This is a genomic window from Mesorhizobium sp. LjNodule214 (assembly GCF_964252735.1).
GTDB lineage: Bacteria > Pseudomonadota > Alphaproteobacteria > Rhizobiales > Rhizobiaceae > Mesorhizobium.
Window position 1 is genome coordinate 2,256,608 of record NZ_CAXUPE020000001.1, and the last position, 21,983, is coordinate 2,278,590.

Here is a 21,983-nt window from a genome sequence, read left to right on the forward strand (position 1 = left end):
CCCTGTTTTCCTGCTCAAGTCGCGTTGAATCTTGGGACTAGCTAAATCTTGGACGCTCGCCGTTCGCGCGACTTGGCGTGCGCATGGGCACGCCAGGAGCCGCAGGCAAGAAAATCGAGAAAATAGAATAACCCTTTTTGGTTCAATATGTTATATGCAACAAGTACGCCTATTAAACTGCATCTTTGTATCCTAATGGAGGAAGGGCTACGCCAAAGGTCGGCATGGCTTCCGCCGCCGCTGATGCAGTAACCAAAAGCTATCCGAATGGGAGCCTTGAAGCCGGCGATCCACTCGCACCAGGCCGAGAAGGGCTGAAGCGTGAGTGACGGCATCAGCGCGTACAACTGCTGAGGGCACCGTGTCGATAGCGAGAGTCTCCGTGGCAGGCGTGGTTCTCGACTATCGCTCGCAGACGCCGACTGTTGAGGCCGACTGTTGGCGGCGCGTTTACGCCCGTCTGCCGGACCGAAGCAGGTTGCGCCATGGCGCGTCCAGTCATTGCTGGAAACAGACGCACCCATGCAACCGCTGCGCGTTGTGGAACAATATTCAACCCTGAGACGCTCTCATTCTGATTTTGCAATGAACGCTACCTCTATTGGCATGCCATTTCTCTACTCCGAAAGTTTGCGGCTGCCGAAAATACGGCAAAAGTGCCTGCAATATGAAGTAATTATGCGACGCGTTTCCGCATGATACGTTGTTGTACTGTCTCTGATCTGTAGCAGTCGCTTTCGCGCACTGCCGAACCGCGGGGTGTTGCCGTGTTGCAAACGCTCGTCAAGCTGAGTCTCGAATTTCGGCATCTGGTCCTGGCAGCCGCGGTGCTCTTGCTAGCGGTGGGTGCCGTCCTGCTTCCCAAAGCCAAAATCGATGCTCTTCCCGAGTTCGGGGCGCCGATCGTGGAGGTGCAGACCGAGGCGCTCGGCTTGTCGACAGGCGAAGTGGAAAGCCTGGTGACCATCAATCTCGAGGAGATTCTGACCGCGACGCCCTTCCTCAAGTCGATTCATTCCAAGTCGGTACCGGGGATGACTTCGGTGTTGCTCACCTTCGAGCCCGGCATGGATCCGATGAAGGCCCGGCAAATGGTGCAGGAGCGTCTTACGATGGCTTGGGCCCTGCCCAATGTTTCGAAGCCACCCGCCATGCTGCAGCCGAAGTCGGCGGTAGGCCGGGCCATGATCGTCGGACTGTCGTCGAAGACCGTGTCGCTGATCGACATGTCGGTGCTCGCCCGGTGGACGATGACGCCGAAGCTGCTCAGCGTACCGGGCGTCGCCAACGTCGCGATCTGGGGCCAGCGCGCTCGCCAGCTCCAGGTGCAAATCGAACCTCAACGCCTGGAGTCGGCCGGCATCTCGCTCGAGGAAGCCATAGAGAGCGCCGGGGATTCGCTCTGGGTCTCGCCGCTGACTTATCTCGAAGCGTCAGTACTCGGAAGCGGAGGCTGGATCGACACGCCGAACCAGAGGCTCGGCATCCAGCATGTGCAACCGATCAGCAAGGCCAGCGATCTGACGAAGGTCGCTGTCGCGTCCTCCGCTCTCAAGCTCAGCGACGTCGCCGACGTCGTCGAAGGCCATCCGCCTCTGATCGGTGATGCCATTATCAACGGAGGGCCTGGCCTCATTCTCGTTGTCGAGAAGCTTCCCAACGTCGACGCCAGGGCGGTCGCAGCGGGGGTCGAAGCCGCGCTCGCGGAGTTGGGCCAAGGCATGCCGGGCATCGATATCGACTCCTCCCTCTACCGCGCCTCCGACTACGTCGACAGCGCCTTCGCCAATCTGGCCCGGATGCTGATCGCCGCCGCGGTGTTGCTGTCCGTAGCCGTCTTCCTGTCCTTGACGCCGGTCGGCGCGGCGAGCATCGCCGTCGTCGCGATCGTCCTGTCGTATGTCGCGGCATTTGTGGCGCTCTATCTCGGCAGCCCCACCTTCAACCTGATCCACCTGGCCGGCCTCGCGGCCGCGCTTTCCCTCGTGGTCGACACCGCCGTCGTGGCTGCCGAGGCCATCGCGCGGCGCCTCCGCGCCGCCGGTGGCGGTCGTCCGCTCGCCGCGGCCGTATTCGATGCGATCGGCGAGATCCGCAAGCCGATGATCTATGCATTGGTGATCGGTCTGCTGGCGGTCGCTCCGATTCTCGGACTCGACGGCGAAGCCGCGGCATTCTTCCGCCCACTGGCCCAGGCTTATGGCCTAACGGTGGCCGCTGCCTCGGTCGTGGTGCTCCTGGGAGCGCCCGCCCTCGCGATGGTTTTCCTCCGCTCGGGCAGCGCAGCAGGAACCAGATCCGAACCCGTGGTGGCGCGGCTGTTCGGTGCGGCCTACGGCCGGCAGCTGGCGAAGTTCTCGGCAACGGCCCGTCCTGCCTATGCCATCGCCGGTCTCGGTGCGTTGGCGCTACTCGCGGCAACGCCCTTCCTGAAGTGGTCGCCGTCGCCATCTTTTGACGAAGGCACCGTCCGCGTTTCGTTCGAGGCCGCGCCGGGTGCATCCTTGCCCGCCATGACCCGGACGATGGCGCAGCTGGAATCCGAAGTCCGCGCAATCGACGGAGTTAGCTCTGTCGCTGGCCATCACGGCCGGGCCATTACGGGCGACCAGGTCTCCGGCATCGAATCCGGGCAGCTCTGGGTTGGCCTCGACGAGCGGGTGGACCGGGCCGCCACGCTGTCGCGAATCCGCGACACGATGGCAGGCTTCGCGCACCTCGACGTGAAGGTTGAAGGCTATCTGGCCAGTACGGCTGGGCGGTTCTTCGCCGACGCCGGCGAACCAGTGGTGGTCCGCATCGAGGGGATCGAAACGACTGTGCTTGAAGAGCAGGCAAAGCTCGTTGCGGCGACGATCGCTGGCATTGACGGCGTCAACTCCGTACGTATCGACAAGAACGCTGTTTCGCCCGAAATCGAGGTCGCGGTCGACGTTGCGAAGGCGGCTGCACGTGGACTGAAACCGGGCGACATCCGGCGCGCGGCAGCTACGGTCTTCGCCGGGCTCGAGGTTGGCAATCTCTTCGAGCAGCAAAAGGTCTTCGACGTGGTCGTTTGGGGTGCTCCCACCGCACGCAGCAGCATCACCGACGTCGAGAATCTTGTGATCGAAACGCCTGATGGCCCGTATGCACGCCTTGGCGATGTCGCCGAGGTGCGGGTGGTTCCGCAGTTGCGCACCATCGAGCGTGAAGGCGTCACGCGCAGCATCGACGTTCACGCGAGCGTCGCGGGCCGCAGCGTCACGGCGGTGGCGGAAGACGTGGCGGCTGGACTCAAGAAGGTGCAGTTCCCCTTCGAATACCATGCCTATGTTCGAGGCGACTATGCCGAGAGCCGTGCAGCCATGCTGCAGGTGGAGCTCTTTGCAGCGTCGGCGGCGATCCTGATCTTCTTCCTGCTGCAGGCGGCGCTGCAAAGCTGGCGGCTGGCAACCGGCATGTTCCTTTCACTGATGGCAGTGTCGGGTGGCGTCGCGGTGATCCTCCTGGCGGTGACAGGCACTGTTTCGCTTGGGGCGCTTGCCGGGCTCCTCGCCGTCCTCGGGCTTGCGCTTCGCAACGGTCTGGTTTTGGCCAGCCGCGTCGATCAGACCAGCGAGCAAGAGGGTGGCGGATCCTGGCCGGACCTGGTGACGGCGGCCGCGCGTGAGCGCTTCGCGCCTGTGCTGACGAGCACGCTGATCACCTGCCTCGCCTTCCTTCCCGCGCTTGTCATGGGCAGCGTCACCGGTCTGGAGATCCTGCATCCAATGGCCTGGGTCGTGATCGCAGGCGCAGTCATTTCAGTCCTGATCAATCTGTTCGTCCTGCCGGCCCTGTTGCTCCATTCCGCTGCCAGCCCGGTTTCACGACACCTGGGAGGAGTTGCGCATGCCCCGCAATAAGCTTTTTCTCACGTCATCCGCCGTCGCCGGTGTGGTCTTCGTCGTGGTGGCCATGGCACCCTTTGCGACCGCGGAGTCGCCCGCAAGTGGTCCTGCCCGGCTGGAGGAGGTCGCAGGTTCCCCATTTCCACGGGTGGTTCTGACTGAACAGGCCGCCAAGCGGCTGAGCATCCAGACCGAAGCGTTGCGGGAGGAGATGGCGAAGCGGTGGACGATGATGAACGGTGAGGTCGAGATCGCGATCGGCGAGCCGTTGGTGAAGGCATTTACCGAGACGGCTTCAATCGCGCCAGTCGGTGCAAGCGACCAAGCCATGCAATCGCTGATCAGGGTGCCTGTGAATGCGGCGAGCCAGATGTTGATCGCAGTTGTCGTCGAAGAGGATGAAGAAGGCGAGAGCCGCGAGCATGACGAGTTTGCCGAGTTTTTCGGCGTCGATAACCCGGCCGACGAGGATAAGGACGGTCTGGTTGTCGTGCTGCTGACCGGCGAGGGCCGCTCCGGCAAATATTACAAGGCGCGGCCGGTCGAGGTGAAGGACCGGGACGACGGGCGGTTCTTCGAATTCCTCGAGGCAAGCGGCGGCGCCAAGCCCGGCGATCAGGTGTTAGTGGCCATGAAGGCGCCGGAGAGCGACAGGATGGCGAAGGTCGTGCCCTACTCGTCGGTCATCTACGACGAGCATGGAGACAGCTGGCTCTACTCCAATCCGGAGCCGCTCGTCTTCGTTCGCCAGAAGGTGGTTGTCGAGCGTGTCCTCGGCGACATTGCGGTTCTGTCGGACGGACCAGCGCGCGGTACGATGGTCGTGTCGGTCGGGGCGGTCGAGCTCATGGGGGTCGAACTGAAGGTTGGTGGGCACTGAGCGGGCGTGAAAACATTCCGGCCGCTTGCGAACACTGAGTTAGCCGGCATCCAATCATCGAACAAAAGGATAGGGCCATGTTCCGCTGGATCATCGGCACGAACCTGAAATACCGGTTTCTCGTTCTGGCCGCGGCAGCGCTGATGGTGCTGCTGGGCTTGGACGTCTTCCGCAAGATGCCCGTGGATGTCTTCCCCGAATTCGCCCCGCCGCTGGTTGAGATTCAGACCGAGGGTATCGGCATGTCGACCGCCGAGGTCGAGGAGCTGATCACCATTCCTCTCGAGGATGCACTGCGCGGCACGCCGGAGCTCGACGTCATCCGCTCGAAAAGCGTGATGTCGCTGTCCTCGATCGTCATGATCTTCAAGCGGGGAACCGATATCATGCACGCCCGGCAGCTCGTCCAGGAGCGCGTGCAACTTGCGTCGGCCAGACTGCCGTTCGGCTCGAGCCCGCCCGTCATGCTGCAGCCCTTGTCCTCGACCAGCCGCACCATGAAGATCGGCCTCTCGTCGAAGGAGCTCACTCCGCTCGACCTGTCGATGACCGCCTACTGGAAGATCCGCTTCCGCCTGCTGCGCGTGCCCGGCGTCGCCAACGTGGCGATGTGGGGCGAAAAGCTCAAACAGATGCAGATCCAGATCGATCCCGCACGCATGCTGAAACACGGCGTGACGCTGAACGAGGTCATGGAGGCTTCGGCCGATGCGCTGGACTTCGGCCTCCTGCCGATGTCGAACTCAGCCAAGAGCCAGACCGTAGGCTTCATCGACACCGCCAACCAGCGGCTTTATATCGGGGCCGATATTGCGGCCGCCGTGAAGTTGGACGACGTCAAGAGAATTCCGATTGAGTCAAAGACCAGCGGGCAGCGGGTACTGGCGGACGTTGCCGATGTCATCTGGGACGAACCGCTGCCGATCGGCGACGCTGTTATCAATGACGGCCCCGGCATGATGCTGATCGTCGAGAAGTTCCCGTGGGCGAACACACTGGAGGTCACGCGCGGCGTCGAGGCCGCCTTCGCCGAAATGAGTGACGGCCTCAAGGGCATCGATGTCGACCTGCAGATATTCCGCCCGGCGACGTTCATCGAGCTCTCGGTCCATAATCTGACAATGGCCTTGCTGGTGGGAGCGATCCTGGTGGTCTGCGTTCTCGGCGCCTTCCTGTTCGAGTGGCGGGTGGCGCTCATCAGCCTGCTGGCAATTCCGTTGTCGCTGGTCGCCGCGGGACTTGTTCTCTACTGGCTCGGAACGACCATCAACACGATGGTGTTGGCCGGCTTTGTCGTGGCGGTGGGATCGGTGGTGGACGACGCTATCATCGACGTCGAAAACATCACGCGGCGATTGCGCGAGAATCGCCGAAGCAGCGCCGGCAAATCGGTGGCATCGGTCATCCTGGAAGCATCGCTCGAGATCCGCAGCCCGATCGTCGCCGCGACCCTCATTATCGTCATTTCGGTTGTTCCTGTGTTCTTCATGGGCGGCCTGTCGGGCACCTTCTTCGTGCCGCTGGCGACGTCCTATTCCATCGCGCTCCTCGCTTCTATGGCCGTGGCGCTGACGGTGACGCCGGCATTCTGCCTTATCCTTCTTCAAGGAGCGCCGATCGAGCGCGTCTCGCCGCTGGTCGGGTGGTTGCAGCGCGGCTATGCCGCCATGCTGTCGCGGATCATCGCGGCTCCTCGCGCGATCTTTGCGAGCACCGCGTTGGTCGTGGTCGCGGGGTTGGCTGTTTGGCCGCTGCTCGGAACCTCGCTGCTGCCGTCCTTCAAGGAGCGCGACTTCCTCATGCACTGGGTGACGCCGCCCGGGACATCGCATCCCGAGATGTACCGGATGACGGTAGCTGCCAGCAAAGAACTGAGATCCATCCCCGGGGTGCGCAACTTCGGCGCTCACATCGGCCGGGCGCTTGTGGCCGACGAGGTCGTGGGCATCGACTTCACGGAGAACTGGATCAGCGTCGATCCGAAGGTCGACTACGACAAGACCCTGAAAACCATACAGGACACGGTCGCCGGCTATCCCGGCATCTATCGCGATGTCCAGACCTATCTCCGAGAACGCGTGAAGGAAGTGCTCACCGGCTCGGGCGAGTCGATAGTGGTTCGGATTTTCGGGCCCGACACGGCGGTGCTGCGCGAGCAGGCGGTGAGGGTCCGTGACGCCCTGACCGGCATCGAGGGCCTGGTCGACCTGCACGAGGAGTTGCAGAAGAAGGTGCCGCAAATTCAGGTCACCGTGGATATCGCCAAGGCGGCTGCCAGGGGTCTCAAGCCCGGGGATGTTCGCCGCGCCGCTGCGGTGATCTTCGCCGGTCACGAGGTGAGCGACGTCCATGGCATCGGAAAGGTGTATGACGTCATGGTATGGTCGACGCCCAAATCGCGGCGCGGCCTTGACGACGTGCAGAACCTCCTCCTGGATACGCCCGACGGCGGCCAGGTCTTGCTCGGCGACATTGCCGAAGTCAAGATTGCTCCGGTGGCCAGCACCATCAAGCGCGAGAACGCCTCGCGCCGCCATGACGTGCATGCCAATGTGCGCGACCGCGACCTGGGCTCGGTCGTCGGCGAGGTGGAGGAGCGACTGGCCAAGATCGACTTTCCACTCGGCTATCATGCCCAACTGCTGGGCGAGGCTGCGGAACGCAATGCGGCGCAAAGCCGGCTCTTGTATGCCTCGATCGTCGCCGCGGTCGTAATCTTCATGCTGCTGCAGGCCTCCCTGAGAAGCTGGAGGCTCGCTGCCCTGGTGTTCCTGTCACTGCCGGCCGCCCTGGTCGGCGGGGTCATCGCGGCCTATCTGGGCGACAGCATCATCTCGCTAGGCGGCCTCGTGGGGTTCCTGACGGTATTGGGCATCGCGGCCCGCAACGGGGTGCTCCTGATCCACCATTTCCTGCATCTGGAGCGCGAAGAGGGCGAGCCCTTCGGACCGGAACTTGTCCTGCGCGGCGCGCGCGAACGCCTTTCGCCCATTCTCATGACGACGCTGGCAACCGGCCTCGCGCTCGTTCCTCTGGTCATTACAGGCAACATTCCGGGCCAGGAAATCGAACATCCGATGGCCATCATCATTCTGGGCGGGCTGATCACGTCAACGCTTCTCAACCTCTTCGTCGTGCCCGCCATCTATCTCAGACTCGGTTCGTCGCAGGCGCGATCGCCGGTGCGGACCACAGGTCTCGGCCTGGAACCCTCAACGTGGCCATCCTAGAGCAATTCCAGGAAAAGTGCGTAGCGGTTTTCCGTCCGGAATTGCGTAAAAACAAAGAGTTAGAGCGGGTCGGCGATTCTATCAAAAGCTGAACCGCTCTAGACGTTTAATCCCGGCATTTGCTGGAGCGGCTCGAGTGTAAAGCGCTCGGGCTCTGCGGCCCAAGCCTGCAGATGAACTCGTAAGGGCGGGGCCTTTGAGGATCTTCAAGCGTCGCGCGAAGTTGTAGGCTTGGACGAAGTCGGCGAGATGCTGTATCGCTCGACGGACTGCCCCTGTCGTCGTGGCACTCCCATGAAACCTGGCTCATAGCGCATCCTTTGATTCGGAGGATGCGCCATCAAAGCAAGTAATCAAGCATCCGGGCGAAAAGTGGAGCTCCGGTATTGCTGCGCTGACTTACGGTTCGGAGAAGATCATCGTCGAATAAACGATAGAGCTCCATCGCGTTCTATCGGGATGGATCAGGCCCCGATCAATAAAGGGTAAAGAGCGTCGGCAGAAAGCCGCCGATCCTGAAATGCTCGACGGCTTCGATCGCTGGGAAGACGGCAAGAAAATAGAGACCGTCATAAAATGTCTGCTTCAACGCACGCGTTGAGAACACCAGTTCCGGCTCGTCACGAAACAGCAACGGATTCGGCCAGAACCGCGGCGTTCGCGCCGCATAGGCCGTATAGGCGGGGCCAAACGTTCCCAGCAGGAACTCGGCCTCCTTGCGCGCCGTCACCCGGAAAACAATGAAGCTGGCCAGACCAAGTGCTGCTGCCACCAGGATGGATCCGTACATGAATCCGATTCCCACTGCTCCGACCGTGGAGAAGAAATAGAGCGGATTCTGCGTCATGGAAAATGGGCCAGCGGAAACCAACTCTTTGTTCTTCTTGCCGCCAACGTAGAGAATGCTCCAGAGGCGGCCGGCGACGCAGATGAGCACGAGGCTAAAGCCGAGCAGTTCGCCAAACTCGTGGCCTCTCGATCCTTCGGCCAGAAACGGCTCGGTAAACAGCAGCAGCGTTGTGGCCGCGACGGCTGCTATCTGAACAACAAGCAACCGCTTGTGCTGGTCGAACGCCTTTTGTGTTGGCTTGAGGGTTGGCTTGAGGGGGGCGTAGCTCATCGCGTCTCGCGTAACTCTGTCGGGCCCGCTGACAGGGTAAAAGCCGCTGCCTGCTAGGCACTCGCCCTTCTGCCGGCACTCGGCGAGACGTTCATCAGCATTTGCTAATCTTACGAAATTGTAAGCCGGCATGTCAACGGTGGTCGGTACCTGGGCAGGGCTTCGATCTGGCGCATCCCCCGACTGGGCAACGCCAGCTTCCGACGCGGCGCCTGCTTGCCTGGCGCGCCTTGAAGCCGAGCGCGGCGGCGCCGACGCCATGACCTTTCCATCGTCACTCCTGGCGCGTCGGGACGATCCCGAGACCGGCCGCGCGATGGCCGGCGAGCAGCCCTTGTCGAGTTTCGCAGGCAGGCACGCGCTGGATGGTGCCGCCCGCCAGCATCGACGATGTTCATCTGGGGCAGGCGGTGGATATCCGTTTCCCCGCTTTCGACGCCACGACCACGACAGTCTGCAAAGGCACGGTACAGCGCATCTCGGCCGACCTCATCTGCGCCCCGAAACGTCGGACTGAGAACCCGCGTAAGCCATCCGTAAGCCGGGATCGCAGAACCTCGGTTCTGCGCAATCCTTCAGTTGGCTCCAGTCAGTGGGAAAGATGTCCAGGCTCCATGCGAACCTTCTGCTGTTTGCCGCGGCACTCTGGGGCTTCGGCAATGTGCCGCAGAAAACTGTGCTCGACCATCTCGACCCCTTGAGCGCGGTCGGCATGCGCTGCCTGATTGGCGGGCTTCTTGTTCTGCCGCTGATGCTCCTGGGCGTTGTCGCTCGCCTCTGGTGCCCTCTTGTTCGAGAGAAACCTAGCTAAGCGTGGGGTGGGAGCGGAGACCCGCTGGCCTTTGCCCGGATCCAGTCCGAGGCGCGATAGTATCGCAACATGGCGGCGGGAGCGAAGGACATGAAGAAGGGTGCCCGTCGCAGCGGCTCGAGCTTCAGCGACAGGTCCTTTTCCGGGACGCCCTTCGCCCATTCGCCCAGTATGCCGCCAAGCATGCTTCCGGTCGGCACGCCGCGACCGGACAGGCCTGTCAGCGCGACGACGCCCGGCGCGAGTTGATAGAAGCGCGGGATGGTGCGCTTCTGCATGTCCAATTCGCCGAACCAGAAATACTCCCATCTCAAGTCGCTGCTGAGCTGCGGATGGAGCCAGCGCAGGCGATCGGACATGAGGCGGTGTGTGAACGCCATGTCGCTTCCGCGCCGGCCCATCGGAAACATCGAGGCGACGATGCGTCCCTCGGCGTTGTACTTGTAGACGAAGATATCGCCGCGGCCGTCATGCATCGTCGTGTTGCGCGGCAGGATGGTTTGGCGTTCGCTGGCGGTCAGTGGCTGGGTGGCGGCGACGAAGACCCTCTGGATCTTGTAGCTCCGGTCGAGGCCGGGCCATCCGTCGACGGTGTAGGCGCCGGTCGCGAAGATGACCTTGTCGGCGACGACGGCTCCTTCGCCGGCATGCACTGCCCAGGCACCATCCTGTCGCACGACATCGCGGACCGGCGAGCCGGTGTGGATTGTGCCACCTTCCTCGATGACGGCACGGGCGAGTCCCCTTGCGTATCCCAATGGATTGAGGTGACCAGCCTCGGAATGAAACCAGCCGCCATGATATCGCGGGCTGCCGGTGATCTCCTCGCTCGCCTGCCTGTCGAGCACCCGCGTCTTGGCGCCGACTGCATTGTACTGCTGCGCCTTTGCTTCGAGCCTGGCGACGCCGCCGGGCGTAAGCGCACCCATGACGTAGCCGTTCTGCTGCCATTCGCAGTCGATGCCGTAGCGCTCGATCATCCCCGCGACCTGACTGTTGGCCCCGGTCTGCCGGGCGATCAGCCTTTCGGCCCATGGCTCGCCCAGCATGGCACGCAGTTCGGGCAGGCTGTAGTGGGTGAAGGTTGGCGTACAGTGGCCGGCATTGCGCCCCGAGCCGCCGAAGCCGATCTCTTGCGCTTCGAGCAATACCACGTCTATGCCGCCGCGGGCGAGGTCGAGTGCCGTGGTCAACCCGGTGTAGCCGCCGCCGACGACGCAGACATCCGCCCGCCTGCGTCCTTGCAGCGGGCCGGTCTTCGGCGGCGGCGCCGCGGTCGCATACCAGAGCGAGACTTCAAACGGCGAAAACCTTGCCATGCCGGGTGGCCTCACAGCATGTCGCTTCGCGCGTCGAGCGCATCGCGCAACCCGTCGCCGATGAAGTTGAAACTGGTGACCGCCAGGGTGATGGCGGCGCCGGGAACGATTGCCAGCCACGGCGCGCTGTCGAGATATTGCTGGGCGCCGTTCAGCATGTTTCCCCAGCTCGGCAGCGGAGGCTGGATGCCGTAGCCGAGGAAGCTGACATAGGCTTCCAGAAGGATGGCGCGGGCAACGGTAAGCGTGGCCGCGACAATGATCGGGCCGATCGCATTGGGCAGCAACTCGCGAAACATGATGTGGCTGTTGCTGAGCCCGAGCATGCGGGCGGCGACCACGAAGTCGCGTTCGCGCAGCGAACGCACTTCCGCCTCGACGATGCGCGCGATCTCCATCCAGCTCGTTGCCGCTATGATCAGGGTGATCATGATCGGGCTCGGCTTGATGAAGGCCGCCATCGCCAGCAGCAGGAAGATATTGGGGAAGGACAGCATCGCGTCGACGAAACGCATCAGGACCGTGCCGATGCGGCCACCGAAGAAGCCGGCGGCGATCCCGAGCACGGTTCCGAACACTGTGCTGATGACCATCGCAGCGAAACCGACCAGGAGCGAAATACGGCCGGCCATGAACAGGCGCGCCGCGATGTCACGTCCAAGCGGATCGGTGCCGAAGAAATGATAGCCTGTGAACGGCGGCGAGAACCTGCCACGCAGGTCGATATAGAGATCGTCAAAGGGCAGCAGCCAAGGTCCGAAGACACAGGCGAGGACCAGGACGATGATCATCACCAGGCCGAACATCGCCAGTCGATGACGGGCAAATCGGCGCACGCTGCGGCTGTGCCACCAGCGTTGCCTGGCGTGGGTGGGGATGAGGAATTCCGACTGGGTCATCTCTTCGTTCCTCAGCTCAATCGAATGCGCGGATCGACGAATGCGACGGTGAGGTCCGCGGCCAGATTGCCGACTAGGACGAGGACAGCGGACATCATCAGCAGACCCATCACGACGGGGTAGTCGCTGTAGCCGAGACTATCGAGGAACAGCCGCCCCATGCCGGGCCAGGTAAAGACCGTTTCCGTCACCAATGCGCCACCCAGTATTGTCGGCAGTTGCAGCCCCAGGAGGGTGATCATCGGCAGCAGGGCGTTCCCGAGGATGTGGCGAAGCAACACGCGGCGGGAACTCAGCCCCTTGGCCCGGGCCGTTCGAACGAAATCCTGGCTGATGACGTCGAGCGTCGCGGTGCGCATGTAGCGGCTCCACACGGCGATATTGACCAGCGCAAGAACGACGCTCGGCATGATGAGATGGATCGCGTAGTCGCCGAGCGAGCCATCGCCGATCGTGTACATGTTGCCGGCCGGCAGCCATCTGAGCCGCAGCGAGAAGATGTAGATCGCGATCAACCCGAACCAGAAGGTCGGGATCGACAGCGCCACCATCGCGCCGACGGTCGCGGCGTAGTCGAAGATCGAATATCGTCTGAGCGCGCCCAGTACTCCGATCCAGGTGCCGACAAGGATGGCGATCGCGGTCGACACGCCCATCAGCAGCAATGTCGCGACCAGGTGCTCCCAGATGATGTCGAGCACGGGCCTGCCGTCCCGGTAGGAACGCCCCCAGTCGCCGCGAAGCAGGTGTGCCAGCCAGTCGATGTACTGGACAGGAAGAGGTCGATCGAGCCCCATTTGCGAGGCGATGCGATCGAGATCGGCCTGTGTCATCCCCGGCGTCAGGGTGAATTGCGAGAGCGGTCCGCCCGGAGCCAGGTTCAGGACGGCAAAGCCGATCACCGAAACCAGCAGGAGCAGGACGAGACTTTGCCAGAAGCGTCCCAGCAGATAGCGAAGCATGCCGGTTGTCTCCGTTTTGCTGTCCGTCGGATACAGTCGCGCCAGGGAGGCGCAGCCACGTAGGCCGAGCCGGTCATTGCCGGCCCGGCCTCATTGGTGCGGCTATGCCCAGTACCAGGTGGCCACGTCCCAGGAGTCGATGCGCACATTGATGTTCGGCACGACGCCTTCGACACCGGACTTGTGTCCGCGGACCGTCGCGTATTGGAACATCGGCAGGAATGGCAGGTCGCTGCGCACGGTCTCCTGGATCTTCAGGTAAGCCTGTTTGCGTTGCTCCGGCACGAATTCGACACCGCCGGATTCAAGCAGCTTGTCCACCTCCGGGCTGGCATACTGCCAGGTGTTCTGGCCGGAGCCGCCCTTGGCCGGGATCGACTTCGAACTGAGGTAGTCCGAAGTGTCGGGATCGGAGCCCGTCAGGAAGTTGATGCCGACGACGACGGAATCGAATTCCGACTTCATCCAGTAGTCGCCCCACATCACGGCCGGCGGCAGGTTGGAGATCACCACCTCGACGCCGATGTCGCGATATGATTGCTGAATGAACTGCTGCGCCTGTTCGCGGATATGATTACCCGCCGTGGTCGAGTTCTTGAACGAGAGGCGAACACCGTCCTTGACGCGGATGCCATCCCCGCCAGGGACCCAGCCGGCGTCGTCCAGCAGTTTCTTTGCCTTGTCCAGATCGTATTCCTGCTTCGGCAAATCGGGATTGTAGTAGAAGGACTGCTGCGGCATGTAGGTTTCGGTCGGGGTCGGCAGCCCGTAGTAGAGGGCGTCGATGATCGTCTTCTTGTCCAGCGCATGGTACAGCGCCTGACGAACGGCGAGTTCCTTGAACTGCGGGCGCTCCATGTTGAAGCTGAGCGATTCGATCGTGGCGGCGGGAATAACGGCGACCGCGGTTCCGCCCAATGCCTTGGCTTCCTCATAGTGGTCGGCCGTGATCCACTGCAATCCGATGACGTCGATGTCGCCGGTCTTGAACTGGGTGTAGAGCACGGTTAGATCCGGAATGTACTTGTAGATCAGGCTTTTCAGGTAGGGGCCGTCGGCGAAGTAGTCGGTGTTGGCGGCCAGTTCGATATGATCGCCGGCCATGCGTTCCACCCATTTGAACGGGCCGGTGCCGATCGGGGCATTGTTGAACGGCGCGGTGTTCTTGTCCTCCGCCGCACCGAGCACATGTTTGGGAACGATGAAGGTCGCTGCCAGGATCGACGGGTAGGGCGCGTAAGGCTCCTTCATCTTCCACTTGATCTCGGTTGGCGAGACGACAGTCAGGTCCTGGACAAGTTCGTGGCCGGCGCGTCGCCAGCTGCGAAACTTCGGGTCGACCAGCAGTTCGATCGTGAACTTGACGTCCTCGGCGGTGAACGGCTGTCCGTCATGCCATTTCACGTCGTCGCGCAGCTTGACGTGCCACTCGAGCCCGTCGGCAGAGATGCCGCCGTTTTCGACGGTAGGCACCTCCTTGGCGAGCGCGGGGAAGAAATTGCCCTTCGGGTCGACACCAAACAGCGGATCGAAGACGCTGAAGTGGATGCCTTCGTCGACCTCGATATGCGGCAAATGCGGGTTGAAGACGGTGGGCTCCTGGGAAAAGCCGACGATCACCTGTCCCTTGGGCTCGCTCGGCGGGGTTGCCGCGAGGGCCCTGCCTGCTCCCGTCAGGCTGGGCATGGTTAGGCCGGCGGCACCGGCGATTGCCATTCCAAGCGCCTGACGACGCGTCGGTCGAAAGATAGTGCTGCTGCTCTTGTCTGACATTGGAGGCTCCTTTTTTAGTGTTCCACTTTCGCTGCGTCACGCTCTCTTGTCGGAGCGCTTATAATCCAGTGACCGGTGCGACCTTCGATCCGTCCGAAAACCGCGACCACCGGAAATCCCTGGGATCGACGATCGGCGGCCGTCCGGTGACGATGTCCGCCATCAGCCTGCCTGCAGCGGGCCCGATGCCGAAACCATGGCCCGAGAAACCGGTCGCCACATGAAAGCCGGGAACGTCGTCGACGGCCGAAATGACGGGGACGGCGTCGGGCGTGACGTCGATATAGCCGGCCCAGCGCTGCGCCACTTCTGCCTTTTCCAGAAGCGGAAATGCCTTGCGGGCATTTGCAAGAACGCGCTCCGAGCTTTTTTTGGAAGGCTTGGGATCGAGCACGCGGCAGTATTCGAAGGGGCTCGCCTCATCCATCGCCCAGCGGGTCGGCATCCTTGCCTCGTCGAGGAAACGACCGCCCAGGCGGAATTGCAGCGATCGCCACTCCGTCTTCCAGGCCGGAAGAAAATCGCGAACATAGCGAAAGGAGTTTGGCACGATGTCGACGACATTACTCATGCTGGAGGCGACGGTGTAGCCACCGTCCTGGCGCTTGCGTATGGCGAAGTTGTTTGCCCACACGGCCTGGTCCGGCCCGTTCTCGACCGGGGTGGTGCGAAGAACCGTGTTCATGACCTTTAACTGCGGCAGGTCGAGACCAAGCGTTCCGCAAAACAGGTTCGACCACGCCCCTCCGGCTAGGACGACCGCCTTGCAGGCAATGAAGCCACGCTCGGTCACGACGCCCGAGACGGCGCCGTTCGTCGTCTCCACGCCGCGCACGGCGCATTCCGTCAATATGGCGGCGCCGCGGTCGCGTGCGGCTTCGGCAATTGCAGGCGCAGCCTTCTGCGGCTCCGCGCGACCGTCGGCGGGCGTGTAGAGCGCTCCTTTGACATCGAGATTGGAGCCGGGAAGGAGGTCACGCAATTCGCCGGCGCCGATCATTCGCGACTCGAACTGATAGCCTTCGAGATGGCGTCCCCAGCGTTCGTGCTGGTCGTATTCCTTGTCGTCCGCGCAGGTGAAGACAATTCCGGCCCGGGCATAGCCCGTGTCTCGTCCCGTCCGTTCGGAGAGCCTCGCCCATATCCGCAGGGCTTCCGCCATCAGCGGAACCTCGCGTGGATCCCGCCGGGAAATACGGACCCAGCCCCAGTTGCGGCTGGACTGTTCCTGTCCGATGCCGCCCTTCTCGCACAGGGCCACCCGCAGGCCTCTCTCGGCCAGCTCCAACGCCGTCGAGGTACCGATGATGCCGCCGCCGATGACGACGCAGTCCACCTCCTTCGGCAGCTCGATATCTCCATGAACGGGGACGACGAACGGTCCGGGCATGCTCAGTAGGACTCCTCGAGTTGGCAATTGATGGAAAATTCCGCGACGCTCGCATGGTCTGGCAGATCGAGCAGCAGCCCGATGATCCGTGCGAGGTCGTCCGGGTCGGTCATCAGCGCATCGGCGCGATCGGTGATGGCGCGGGCCATGTCCGTGGCGACGAAACCGGGACAGACGGCCGTTGCCCGAATCCCGAGGTCCCACCCTGCCTGCCGGATGCCATGGGACAGCGCGACGGCGGCAAATTTGGAGATCGAGTAAGAGCCTGCCGTGACGGACTTGACCCGCTTGCCCGACAGCGAGGCGAGAATGATCACCCGGCCAGCGCGGCTCGCCGCAAGCGATGCCCATGACGCGCGTACCAGACGGCGCGGCGCCTTGACGTTGATCTCGAACATGAGATCGAGATCCGTGTCGTCGATGTCGATGACCGACTTCGCAATCATGATGCCGGCGCTGGCGATAACCGCGTCGATCCGGTTGAAGGCATCGATGGTACCGTCGACCCATGCCCGTTCGCTGCCGGCTTCCGCGGCATCGTAGGGGAACACACGGACACGCTCGCTATCGGCCCATTCTGGCAGCATCGGTTCGCGCATGCCCAGCGACAATGTCCAGCCCGTTTCGAACAGGTGCCGCGCGCAAGCCGCACCGATACCGCGGCTGGCACCGGACACGAGCGCCACACGCTGGCCGGCTCGTCCTGCGCCTGCCGCCGGCGCCGTCATTGGTCGAGGCCCAGGGTGCGGCGATAGACCCGCCGCAAAATGTCCAGCAGGCGCTTCTGATCCTCCTCGGGCACACCGGCGAAGAAATCGCTGGATTGCTTGGTGGCGATCTCGCGCACCTTGCGGGCGAGATCCGCGCCTTTTTCGGTGATATGGAGCTCCTGGGCGCGTCCGTCGTCCGATGCGTTTCGGCGCGTCACTAGGTCATGGTCGATCATCTGGTCGACCAGCCTGCCCATGGCAGAGCGATCACGCAGGATGAGCTGCGCTATGACCGAAGGCCGGATCCCCGGATGGCTGTCGACAAGAAGCAAGGTGGTGATCTTGCCGGTTCCCCGGGCAACGTCGAGACCTTCCAGACGATCATCGAGATCACGCGAAAGCGCTATGTTGATGGTCCGGATATAGAAGCTCAACGTGTCTTCGAGGACATCCAGCCCGACCGTTTCGACCGGATGAGGCGAGCCTTTCTTCTTTGCCGGCACCGAACACTCTCCCGAGGCTTCCTGACCGCCTTCATCGAGATCGCCGCAGCCCCAATCCGGGGTTGTCGAGGGTCTTCCAGGGCATGATTGAGCCGGTAGTGGACAAATGCAACTACTTTTAGTGGACAAACGCAACTATTCTGCTCGACAGCAGATTTGGACGAGCACGCGTCGGCGAGCCAATCGAAGAACAGGCTTACAGCCGCGCCTTTGCCAGCGCGGCCATCCATGGCTCAGGGAAGGTCAGGGGATCTTCAGCGCCGCCGTCGGCTCAGGCGGCGGGGACCCATTCCTTGCCGGGAATGGCGGAGATCAGTTGCCTCGTATAGGGGTGACGGGGCGACCGGAATATCTGCGAAGGCGGACCGCACTCCACGACTTCGCCGCGGTTCATCACCAGGATCTCGTCGCAGATGCGGCTCGCCACCCTCAGGTCGTGCGTGATGAAGATCATGGCGATCTTCATTTCGTCCTGGATGCTCGCCAGCAGGTCGAGGATCTGCGCCTGGATGGAGACATCGAGGGCCGAGACCGCCTCGTCGGCGACAAGGACCTTGGGGTCCATCATCAGGGCCCGTGCGATGCCGATCCGCTGACGCTGGCCGCCCGAGAACTCGTGCGGAAAGCGGCCATAGGCACCCTCGTCGAGCCCGACCAGACGCAGCAGATGCAGCGCCTTCACGCGCGCTTCCTTGGCGGACAGGCCATGCGCCATCGGGCCGACGGTGAGGATCTTGGCGATCGTCTGCCGTGGATTGAGCGAGGCGAACGGATCCTGGAAGATCATCTGGATGTGCGGCCGCATCGGCCGAAACTCGGAGTCCGAAAGCGCCGCGATATCCTTGCCGTCGAACAGGATGCTGCCCCCGTCGCTGTCCAGGAGTTTTAGCAGGACGCGGCCCAGCGACGATTTTCCCGACCCGGACTCGCCGACGATGCCGAGCGTTTTGCCCTGGCGAACCTCGAAGCTGACCTGCTTGACGGCGTGCACGATGCGGGACCGCGAGAAGAAGCCGATGCCCGGCCGATAGGTCTTGTCGAGTTTCTGCACCTCCAGCACGATCGGGGCATCGTCACGCGCCTTCGTTTCGCTCTCGATCATATGCGGGACGGCGGCGATCAGCCGCCTGGTGTAGGGATGGTTCGGATTGCCAAGCACGTCGGCGGCGGTGCCTTGTTCGACCATCGCGCCTTTTTCCATGACGATGACGCGATCGGCGATTTCCGCGACGACGCCAAAATCGTGCGTGATGAACATGACGCTCATGTTCTTTTCGCGCTGCAGGCGCCGGATCAGGGCAAGAATCTGCGCCTGGGTGGTGACGTCGAGAGCCGTCGTCGGCTCGTCGGCGATCAAAAGATCAGGCTCGAGCGCCAGCGCCATGGCGATCATGACGCGCTGGCGTTGCCCGCCGGAGAGCTGGAACGGATATTGGTGCCGCAGGACCTCCGGCTCCGGCAGTCCGACTTCGCCAAGCAGGTCGACAACCGCCTTGGCGTGGGTCGCCGAGGTGCCGGACTGGTGTGCTTCCATGACCTCCGCCACCTGTTGGCCGACAGTCATCAGCGGATTGAGTGCTGAAAGCGGATCCTGGAAGATGATGGAGACCGAACGGCCGCGCAGGCTCCGCATCACGCCTTCGCCGGCGCTGGCGAGATCGTGGCCCTTGAACCGGATGCTTCCCTGCGCAATCCGCACTGAAGACGGCAGCAGACCCATGATCGCATTTGCGGTCACTGACTTGCCGGAGCCGGACTCGCCGACGATGCACAGCATCTCACCCTTCCGCATGTCGAAGGATATGTTTTCGACCGCGTGCTCACGCTCCATGTTTGCGGGCAGGCGGACGGTCAGATTTTGAACAGAGAGAACAGTTTGCTCATTCGGCTCGCGGGAAGTCGTTTCGCTCGGCGGCATGGCTGGCCTTTCGAAATCCAGTGATCGGGCCGCGCATACTAGCCGCACCTCCTACCGATAGCGCAAGCCCGCATTTGTGAGATTGAGCGTTGTTGCGCTGTCGTCTTGCTGGGTGGTGGTGGTTCTCGTGGCGACGGGGAGGAGACGGCCTATCGTGTCCGTCTCCGCCCGCAGCGGGCAATTGCAATGACAGTGCTGCTCGTTGTAGCCATTCTGGCCGCCTGATCTTAGAGGAGACGCAGCATGGACCGATTCACCGGCGGTTGCCTCTGTGGCAACGTCAAAATTGTGGCGTCGGGACGTCCATACCGGGTCGGCATTTGCCATTGTCTCGACTGCCGCAAGCATCATGGCGCCCTTTTTTACGCCGCGGCGGTGTTCCCTCAGGATGCGGTGACGATCGATGGCGAAACACGCGACTACGCCGGGCGGTTTTTCTGTCCGCGCTGTGGCTCGTCCGTTTTCGCACGCACCGCGGACGAAATCGAAGTGCACCTGGGATCCCTGGATGCCCCTGACCAACTGACGCCAACCTATGAACTCTGGACCGTTCGTCGCGAGTCCTGGTTGCCGCCGTTTCCGCTCACGAGACGATACGAGCGCGACCGTGACGCCACGAGTCGCTTTGAGGAGTAGGTCGCACGAACGACCGGCGCGAAGGCGCCATTCACGCGGCACGTCACTCCGGAAGGCCGGCCTTGCGGAAGCCATCGACGAAATGCTCGAGCGTCGCAGCGTCGCGGAATGGCTCCGTCATGACCCAGTGGCGGGTTGTGAAATGCGGGTTGCTGACGAGGAACATTTCAACCTCTGCGCGCGCCTCGTCGAGCCGGCCCAGTTGGGCAAGGCTTGCCGCCAGGAAACGGCGTGAGCTTGTTCGATAAGTCTCGTCCCGGCGAAGTGTCTCGACAGCGGCTTCGTACTCGCGCGCCGCATATTGCGCCTGGCCGAGCATCAGATAGTACCAACCTGCCGGAAACGGGTTCAGCCGGAACGCCTTGCGAATGTGCTCAAGGCCCTCCTCGACCCGCCCGGCCAAGACCGCGATGTCGGACAATGTCGCCCAGGCGTCGGCCTCGTTCGGGTCGAGCTCGAACGCCTTGGCGAATTCCGCATCCGCCTCGGCGAATCTGCGCTCATAGGCAAGCAGGTTGGCCAGTACCCAGTGGCAGCCGGCATCGTTGGGATCGATCGCTACAGCCTTGCGCGCCAGTTCCAAAGAAACGCTACGGTTAGGTTCAATGGGTTCGCCCCAATGCACCCATCCCATCCAGTGGTTCATGGCAAGCCAGCGATAGGCCTCGGCGTATTCCGGATCGAGCGCAACCGCGCGCGTCAGCATCAGATGCGCTTCCCGCGCCGTCTGCGGCGAATCTTCGATCAGCTTGCGCGCCCGCACGCAGAGATCGTAAGCCTCGAGATTGTTGGGCCGATTGCGCGGCGGCGGCGCGCGCAGCCGGCCGAGCAACGCCTCGACGATCTTGGCCGTCACCTCGTCCTGAACGGCAAAGATATCCTCCAGGCTGCGATCGAAGCGTTCCGCCCATAGATGATCGCCACTCACCGCGTCGACCAGCTGGGCGTTGATGCGCACGCGCCCCGCGGCGCGTCTTGCGCTACCCTCCAGCAGATAGCGTACGCCAAGGTCCTCGGCGATCCCGCGCACGTCCATCGCCTTTCCCTTGGAGGCAAAGGTCGAGTTGCGCGCGATGACGAACAGGCCGGAGATCCTGGACAGGTCGGTGATCAGGTCTTCGGTCAACCCATCCGCGAAGGAGTCCTGCTCGGGATCGTTGCTGAAATTGACGAAAGGCAGAACGGCTATCGATGGTTTGTCGGGCAGCGGCAAAGGTTTTCGCTTCGCGCCACCGAGCTGTTCGGTGACCCCCGTGAAGCGGTAGCCGACGCGCGGAACCGTGGCGATCCATTCACCGCCGTCAGCGGGCGGACCAAGCAGCTTGCGCAGCTGCGCGATCTGGACGGTGAGATTGCCTTCCTCGACGGCCGTGCCAGGCCACGCCGCGTCCATCAACTCGGCCTTGCCCAGGATCTCGCCTGGCCGTCCGACGAGCGCCGCAAGCAGCTTCAGCCCGCGGTAGCCAACGGCAACGGGAACATCGTTCCGAAGCAGCGTTCCCGCACCGGAATCAAGCACGAACGGACCAAAGGCAAAGCGCGATCCCTGCATACGGCGCATCTATAGCCCGTTTGGAAGTTTTGAGAACTATTTGGGAGAGCTTAATTACGGCGCTGTTCGTATCCTGCAGAATTCAACCTCTTTCAGGTCGAGGGCCCCCAGACCCTCAAACCATATGGAGGTTGCCATGAACAATACCCTTGCGTCGGCCCCGCATCAGGCAGCGCGGCCGGGAACGCCTGTGCGGCTGGCGGAAGTGTCGCGTCGGCGCTACAGCCTGGCGACCCTGCGAAGCATTGTCGCGACCTGGCGCGATCGGACCTGGCGCGAGCGGATACGCTTTCGCTGGGAACTGGAGCAAATGTCGAAGGACAATCCCCATTTGATCGACGATATCGGTCTGACGAAACGGCAGGTCGAGGCAGAGCTCGCCAAGCCCTTCTGGCAAGGATAAGGCGA

At 62.6% G+C, this 21,983-nt stretch carries 16 protein-coding genes and 1 pseudogene; 6 read left to right on the forward strand and 11 right to left on the reverse strand.

Annotated elements, in window-relative coordinates; translation table 11 throughout:
* Window positions 1-770: 770 nt before the first annotated feature.
* The 3 genes from ACSQ3Z_RS10580 to ACSQ3Z_RS10590 all read left to right on the forward strand — a co-directional run bounded on the left by ACSQ3Z_RS10580 (window position 771) and on the right by ACSQ3Z_RS10590 (window position 7,982).
* Window positions 771-3,887: an efflux RND transporter permease subunit gene (locus tag ACSQ3Z_RS10580; RefSeq protein ID WP_436171215.1), complete on the forward strand. Its 3,117-nt coding sequence runs from the start codon at window positions 771-773 to the stop codon at window positions 3,885-3,887.
* The gene (locus ACSQ3Z_RS10585; protein WP_436171216.1) at window positions 3,874-4,752 is read left to right on the forward strand and encodes a hypothetical protein; all 879 of its coding nucleotides are present in this window, start codon (window positions 3,874-3,876) and stop codon (window positions 4,750-4,752) included. Before ACSQ3Z_RS10580 ends, ACSQ3Z_RS10585 begins: the two co-directional genes overlap by 14 nt.
* A gap of 77 nt (window positions 4,753-4,829) precedes the next feature.
* Complete coding sequence (locus ACSQ3Z_RS10590) at window positions 4,830-7,982, forward strand: efflux RND transporter permease subunit (RefSeq protein ID WP_436171217.1); 3,153 nt, start codon at window positions 4,830-4,832, stop codon at window positions 7,980-7,982.
* 98 nt (window positions 7,983-8,080) lie between these two features.
* Here ACSQ3Z_RS10590 and ACSQ3Z_RS10595 read toward each other — a convergent pair.
* Window positions 8,081-8,237 (reverse strand): annotated as a pseudogene (locus ACSQ3Z_RS10595) (IS481 family transposase); the annotation flags it as partial.
* A gap of 220 nt (window positions 8,238-8,457) precedes the next feature.
* Window positions 8,458-9,102 (reverse strand): methyltransferase family protein, encoded by a 645-nt coding sequence (locus tag ACSQ3Z_RS10600; RefSeq protein WP_436171218.1) that lies wholly within the window; start codon window positions 9,100-9,102, stop codon window positions 8,458-8,460.
* A 601-nt stretch (window positions 9,103-9,703) separates the two neighbouring features.
* Between ACSQ3Z_RS10600 and ACSQ3Z_RS10605 the strand changes: the two genes are divergently transcribed.
* On the forward strand, window positions 9,704-9,913 hold the full coding sequence (locus ACSQ3Z_RS10605) for an EamA family transporter (RefSeq protein WP_436171219.1): 210 nt from the start codon (window positions 9,704-9,706) through the stop codon (window positions 9,911-9,913).
* Here ACSQ3Z_RS10605 and ACSQ3Z_RS10610 read toward each other — a convergent pair.
* The 8 genes from ACSQ3Z_RS10610 to ACSQ3Z_RS10645 form a co-directional block, all read right to left on the reverse strand.
* Window positions 9,910-11,232 (reverse strand): NAD(P)/FAD-dependent oxidoreductase, encoded by a 1,323-nt coding sequence (locus ACSQ3Z_RS10610; protein ID WP_436171220.1) that lies wholly within the window; start codon window positions 11,230-11,232, stop codon window positions 9,910-9,912. The two genes, ACSQ3Z_RS10605 and ACSQ3Z_RS10610, sit on opposite strands and share 4 nt — an antisense overlap.
* Window positions 11,233-11,243: 11 nt before the next feature.
* Entirely contained in the window at window positions 11,244-12,131 is an 888-nt protein-coding gene (locus ACSQ3Z_RS10615) for an ABC transporter permease (protein WP_436171221.1), read from the reverse strand.
* Window positions 12,132-12,142: 11 nt separating this feature from the next.
* A complete protein-coding gene (locus tag ACSQ3Z_RS10620; RefSeq protein WP_404281645.1) occupies window positions 12,143-13,093 on the reverse strand; it encodes an ABC transporter permease in 951 nt (316 codons plus the stop codon).
* Between the two features lie 102 nt (window positions 13,094-13,195).
* A complete protein-coding gene (locus ACSQ3Z_RS10625; protein ID WP_436171222.1) occupies window positions 13,196-14,866 on the reverse strand; it encodes a peptide ABC transporter substrate-binding protein in 1,671 nt (556 codons plus the stop codon).
* A gap of 58 nt (window positions 14,867-14,924) precedes the next feature.
* On the reverse strand, window positions 14,925-16,256 hold the full coding sequence (locus tag ACSQ3Z_RS10630; protein ID WP_436171223.1) for an NAD(P)/FAD-dependent oxidoreductase: 1,332 nt from the start codon (window positions 16,254-16,256) through the stop codon (window positions 14,925-14,927).
* 2 nt (window positions 16,257-16,258) lie between these two features.
* Window positions 16,259-16,984: an SDR family NAD(P)-dependent oxidoreductase gene (locus ACSQ3Z_RS10635; RefSeq protein ID WP_436171224.1), complete on the reverse strand. Its 726-nt coding sequence runs from the start codon at window positions 16,982-16,984 to the stop codon at window positions 16,259-16,261.
* Window positions 16,981-17,469, reverse strand: a complete 489-nt coding sequence (locus ACSQ3Z_RS10640) for a MarR family winged helix-turn-helix transcriptional regulator (RefSeq protein ID WP_436171225.1) — start codon at window positions 17,467-17,469, stop codon at window positions 16,981-16,983. Before ACSQ3Z_RS10640 ends, ACSQ3Z_RS10635 begins: the two co-directional genes overlap by 4 nt.
* Window positions 17,470-17,740: 271 nt before the next feature.
* Window positions 17,741-19,387 carry an ABC transporter ATP-binding protein gene (locus ACSQ3Z_RS10645; protein WP_436171226.1) on the reverse strand — a complete coding sequence of 549 codons (1,647 nt, stop codon included), beginning with the start codon at window positions 19,385-19,387 and terminating at the stop codon, window positions 17,741-17,743.
* A 243-nt stretch (window positions 19,388-19,630) separates the two neighbouring features.
* Between ACSQ3Z_RS10645 and ACSQ3Z_RS10650 the strand changes: the two genes are divergently transcribed.
* Complete coding sequence (locus ACSQ3Z_RS10650; RefSeq protein ID WP_436171227.1) at window positions 19,631-20,023, forward strand: GFA family protein; 393 nt, start codon at window positions 19,631-19,633, stop codon at window positions 20,021-20,023.
* 43 nt (window positions 20,024-20,066) lie between these two features.
* Here ACSQ3Z_RS10650 and ACSQ3Z_RS10655 read toward each other — a convergent pair whose 3' ends face one another.
* A complete protein-coding gene (locus ACSQ3Z_RS10655; RefSeq protein ID WP_436171228.1) occupies window positions 20,067-21,584 on the reverse strand; it encodes a winged helix-turn-helix domain-containing tetratricopeptide repeat protein in 1,518 nt (505 codons plus the stop codon).
* 127 nt (window positions 21,585-21,711) lie between these two features.
* Between ACSQ3Z_RS10655 and ACSQ3Z_RS10660 the strand changes: the two genes are divergently transcribed.
* Window positions 21,712-21,978 carry a DUF1127 domain-containing protein gene (locus tag ACSQ3Z_RS10660; protein ID WP_436171229.1) on the forward strand — a complete coding sequence of 89 codons (267 nt, stop codon included), beginning with the start codon at window positions 21,712-21,714 and terminating at the stop codon, window positions 21,976-21,978.
* Window positions 21,979-21,983: the final 5 nt, after the last annotated feature.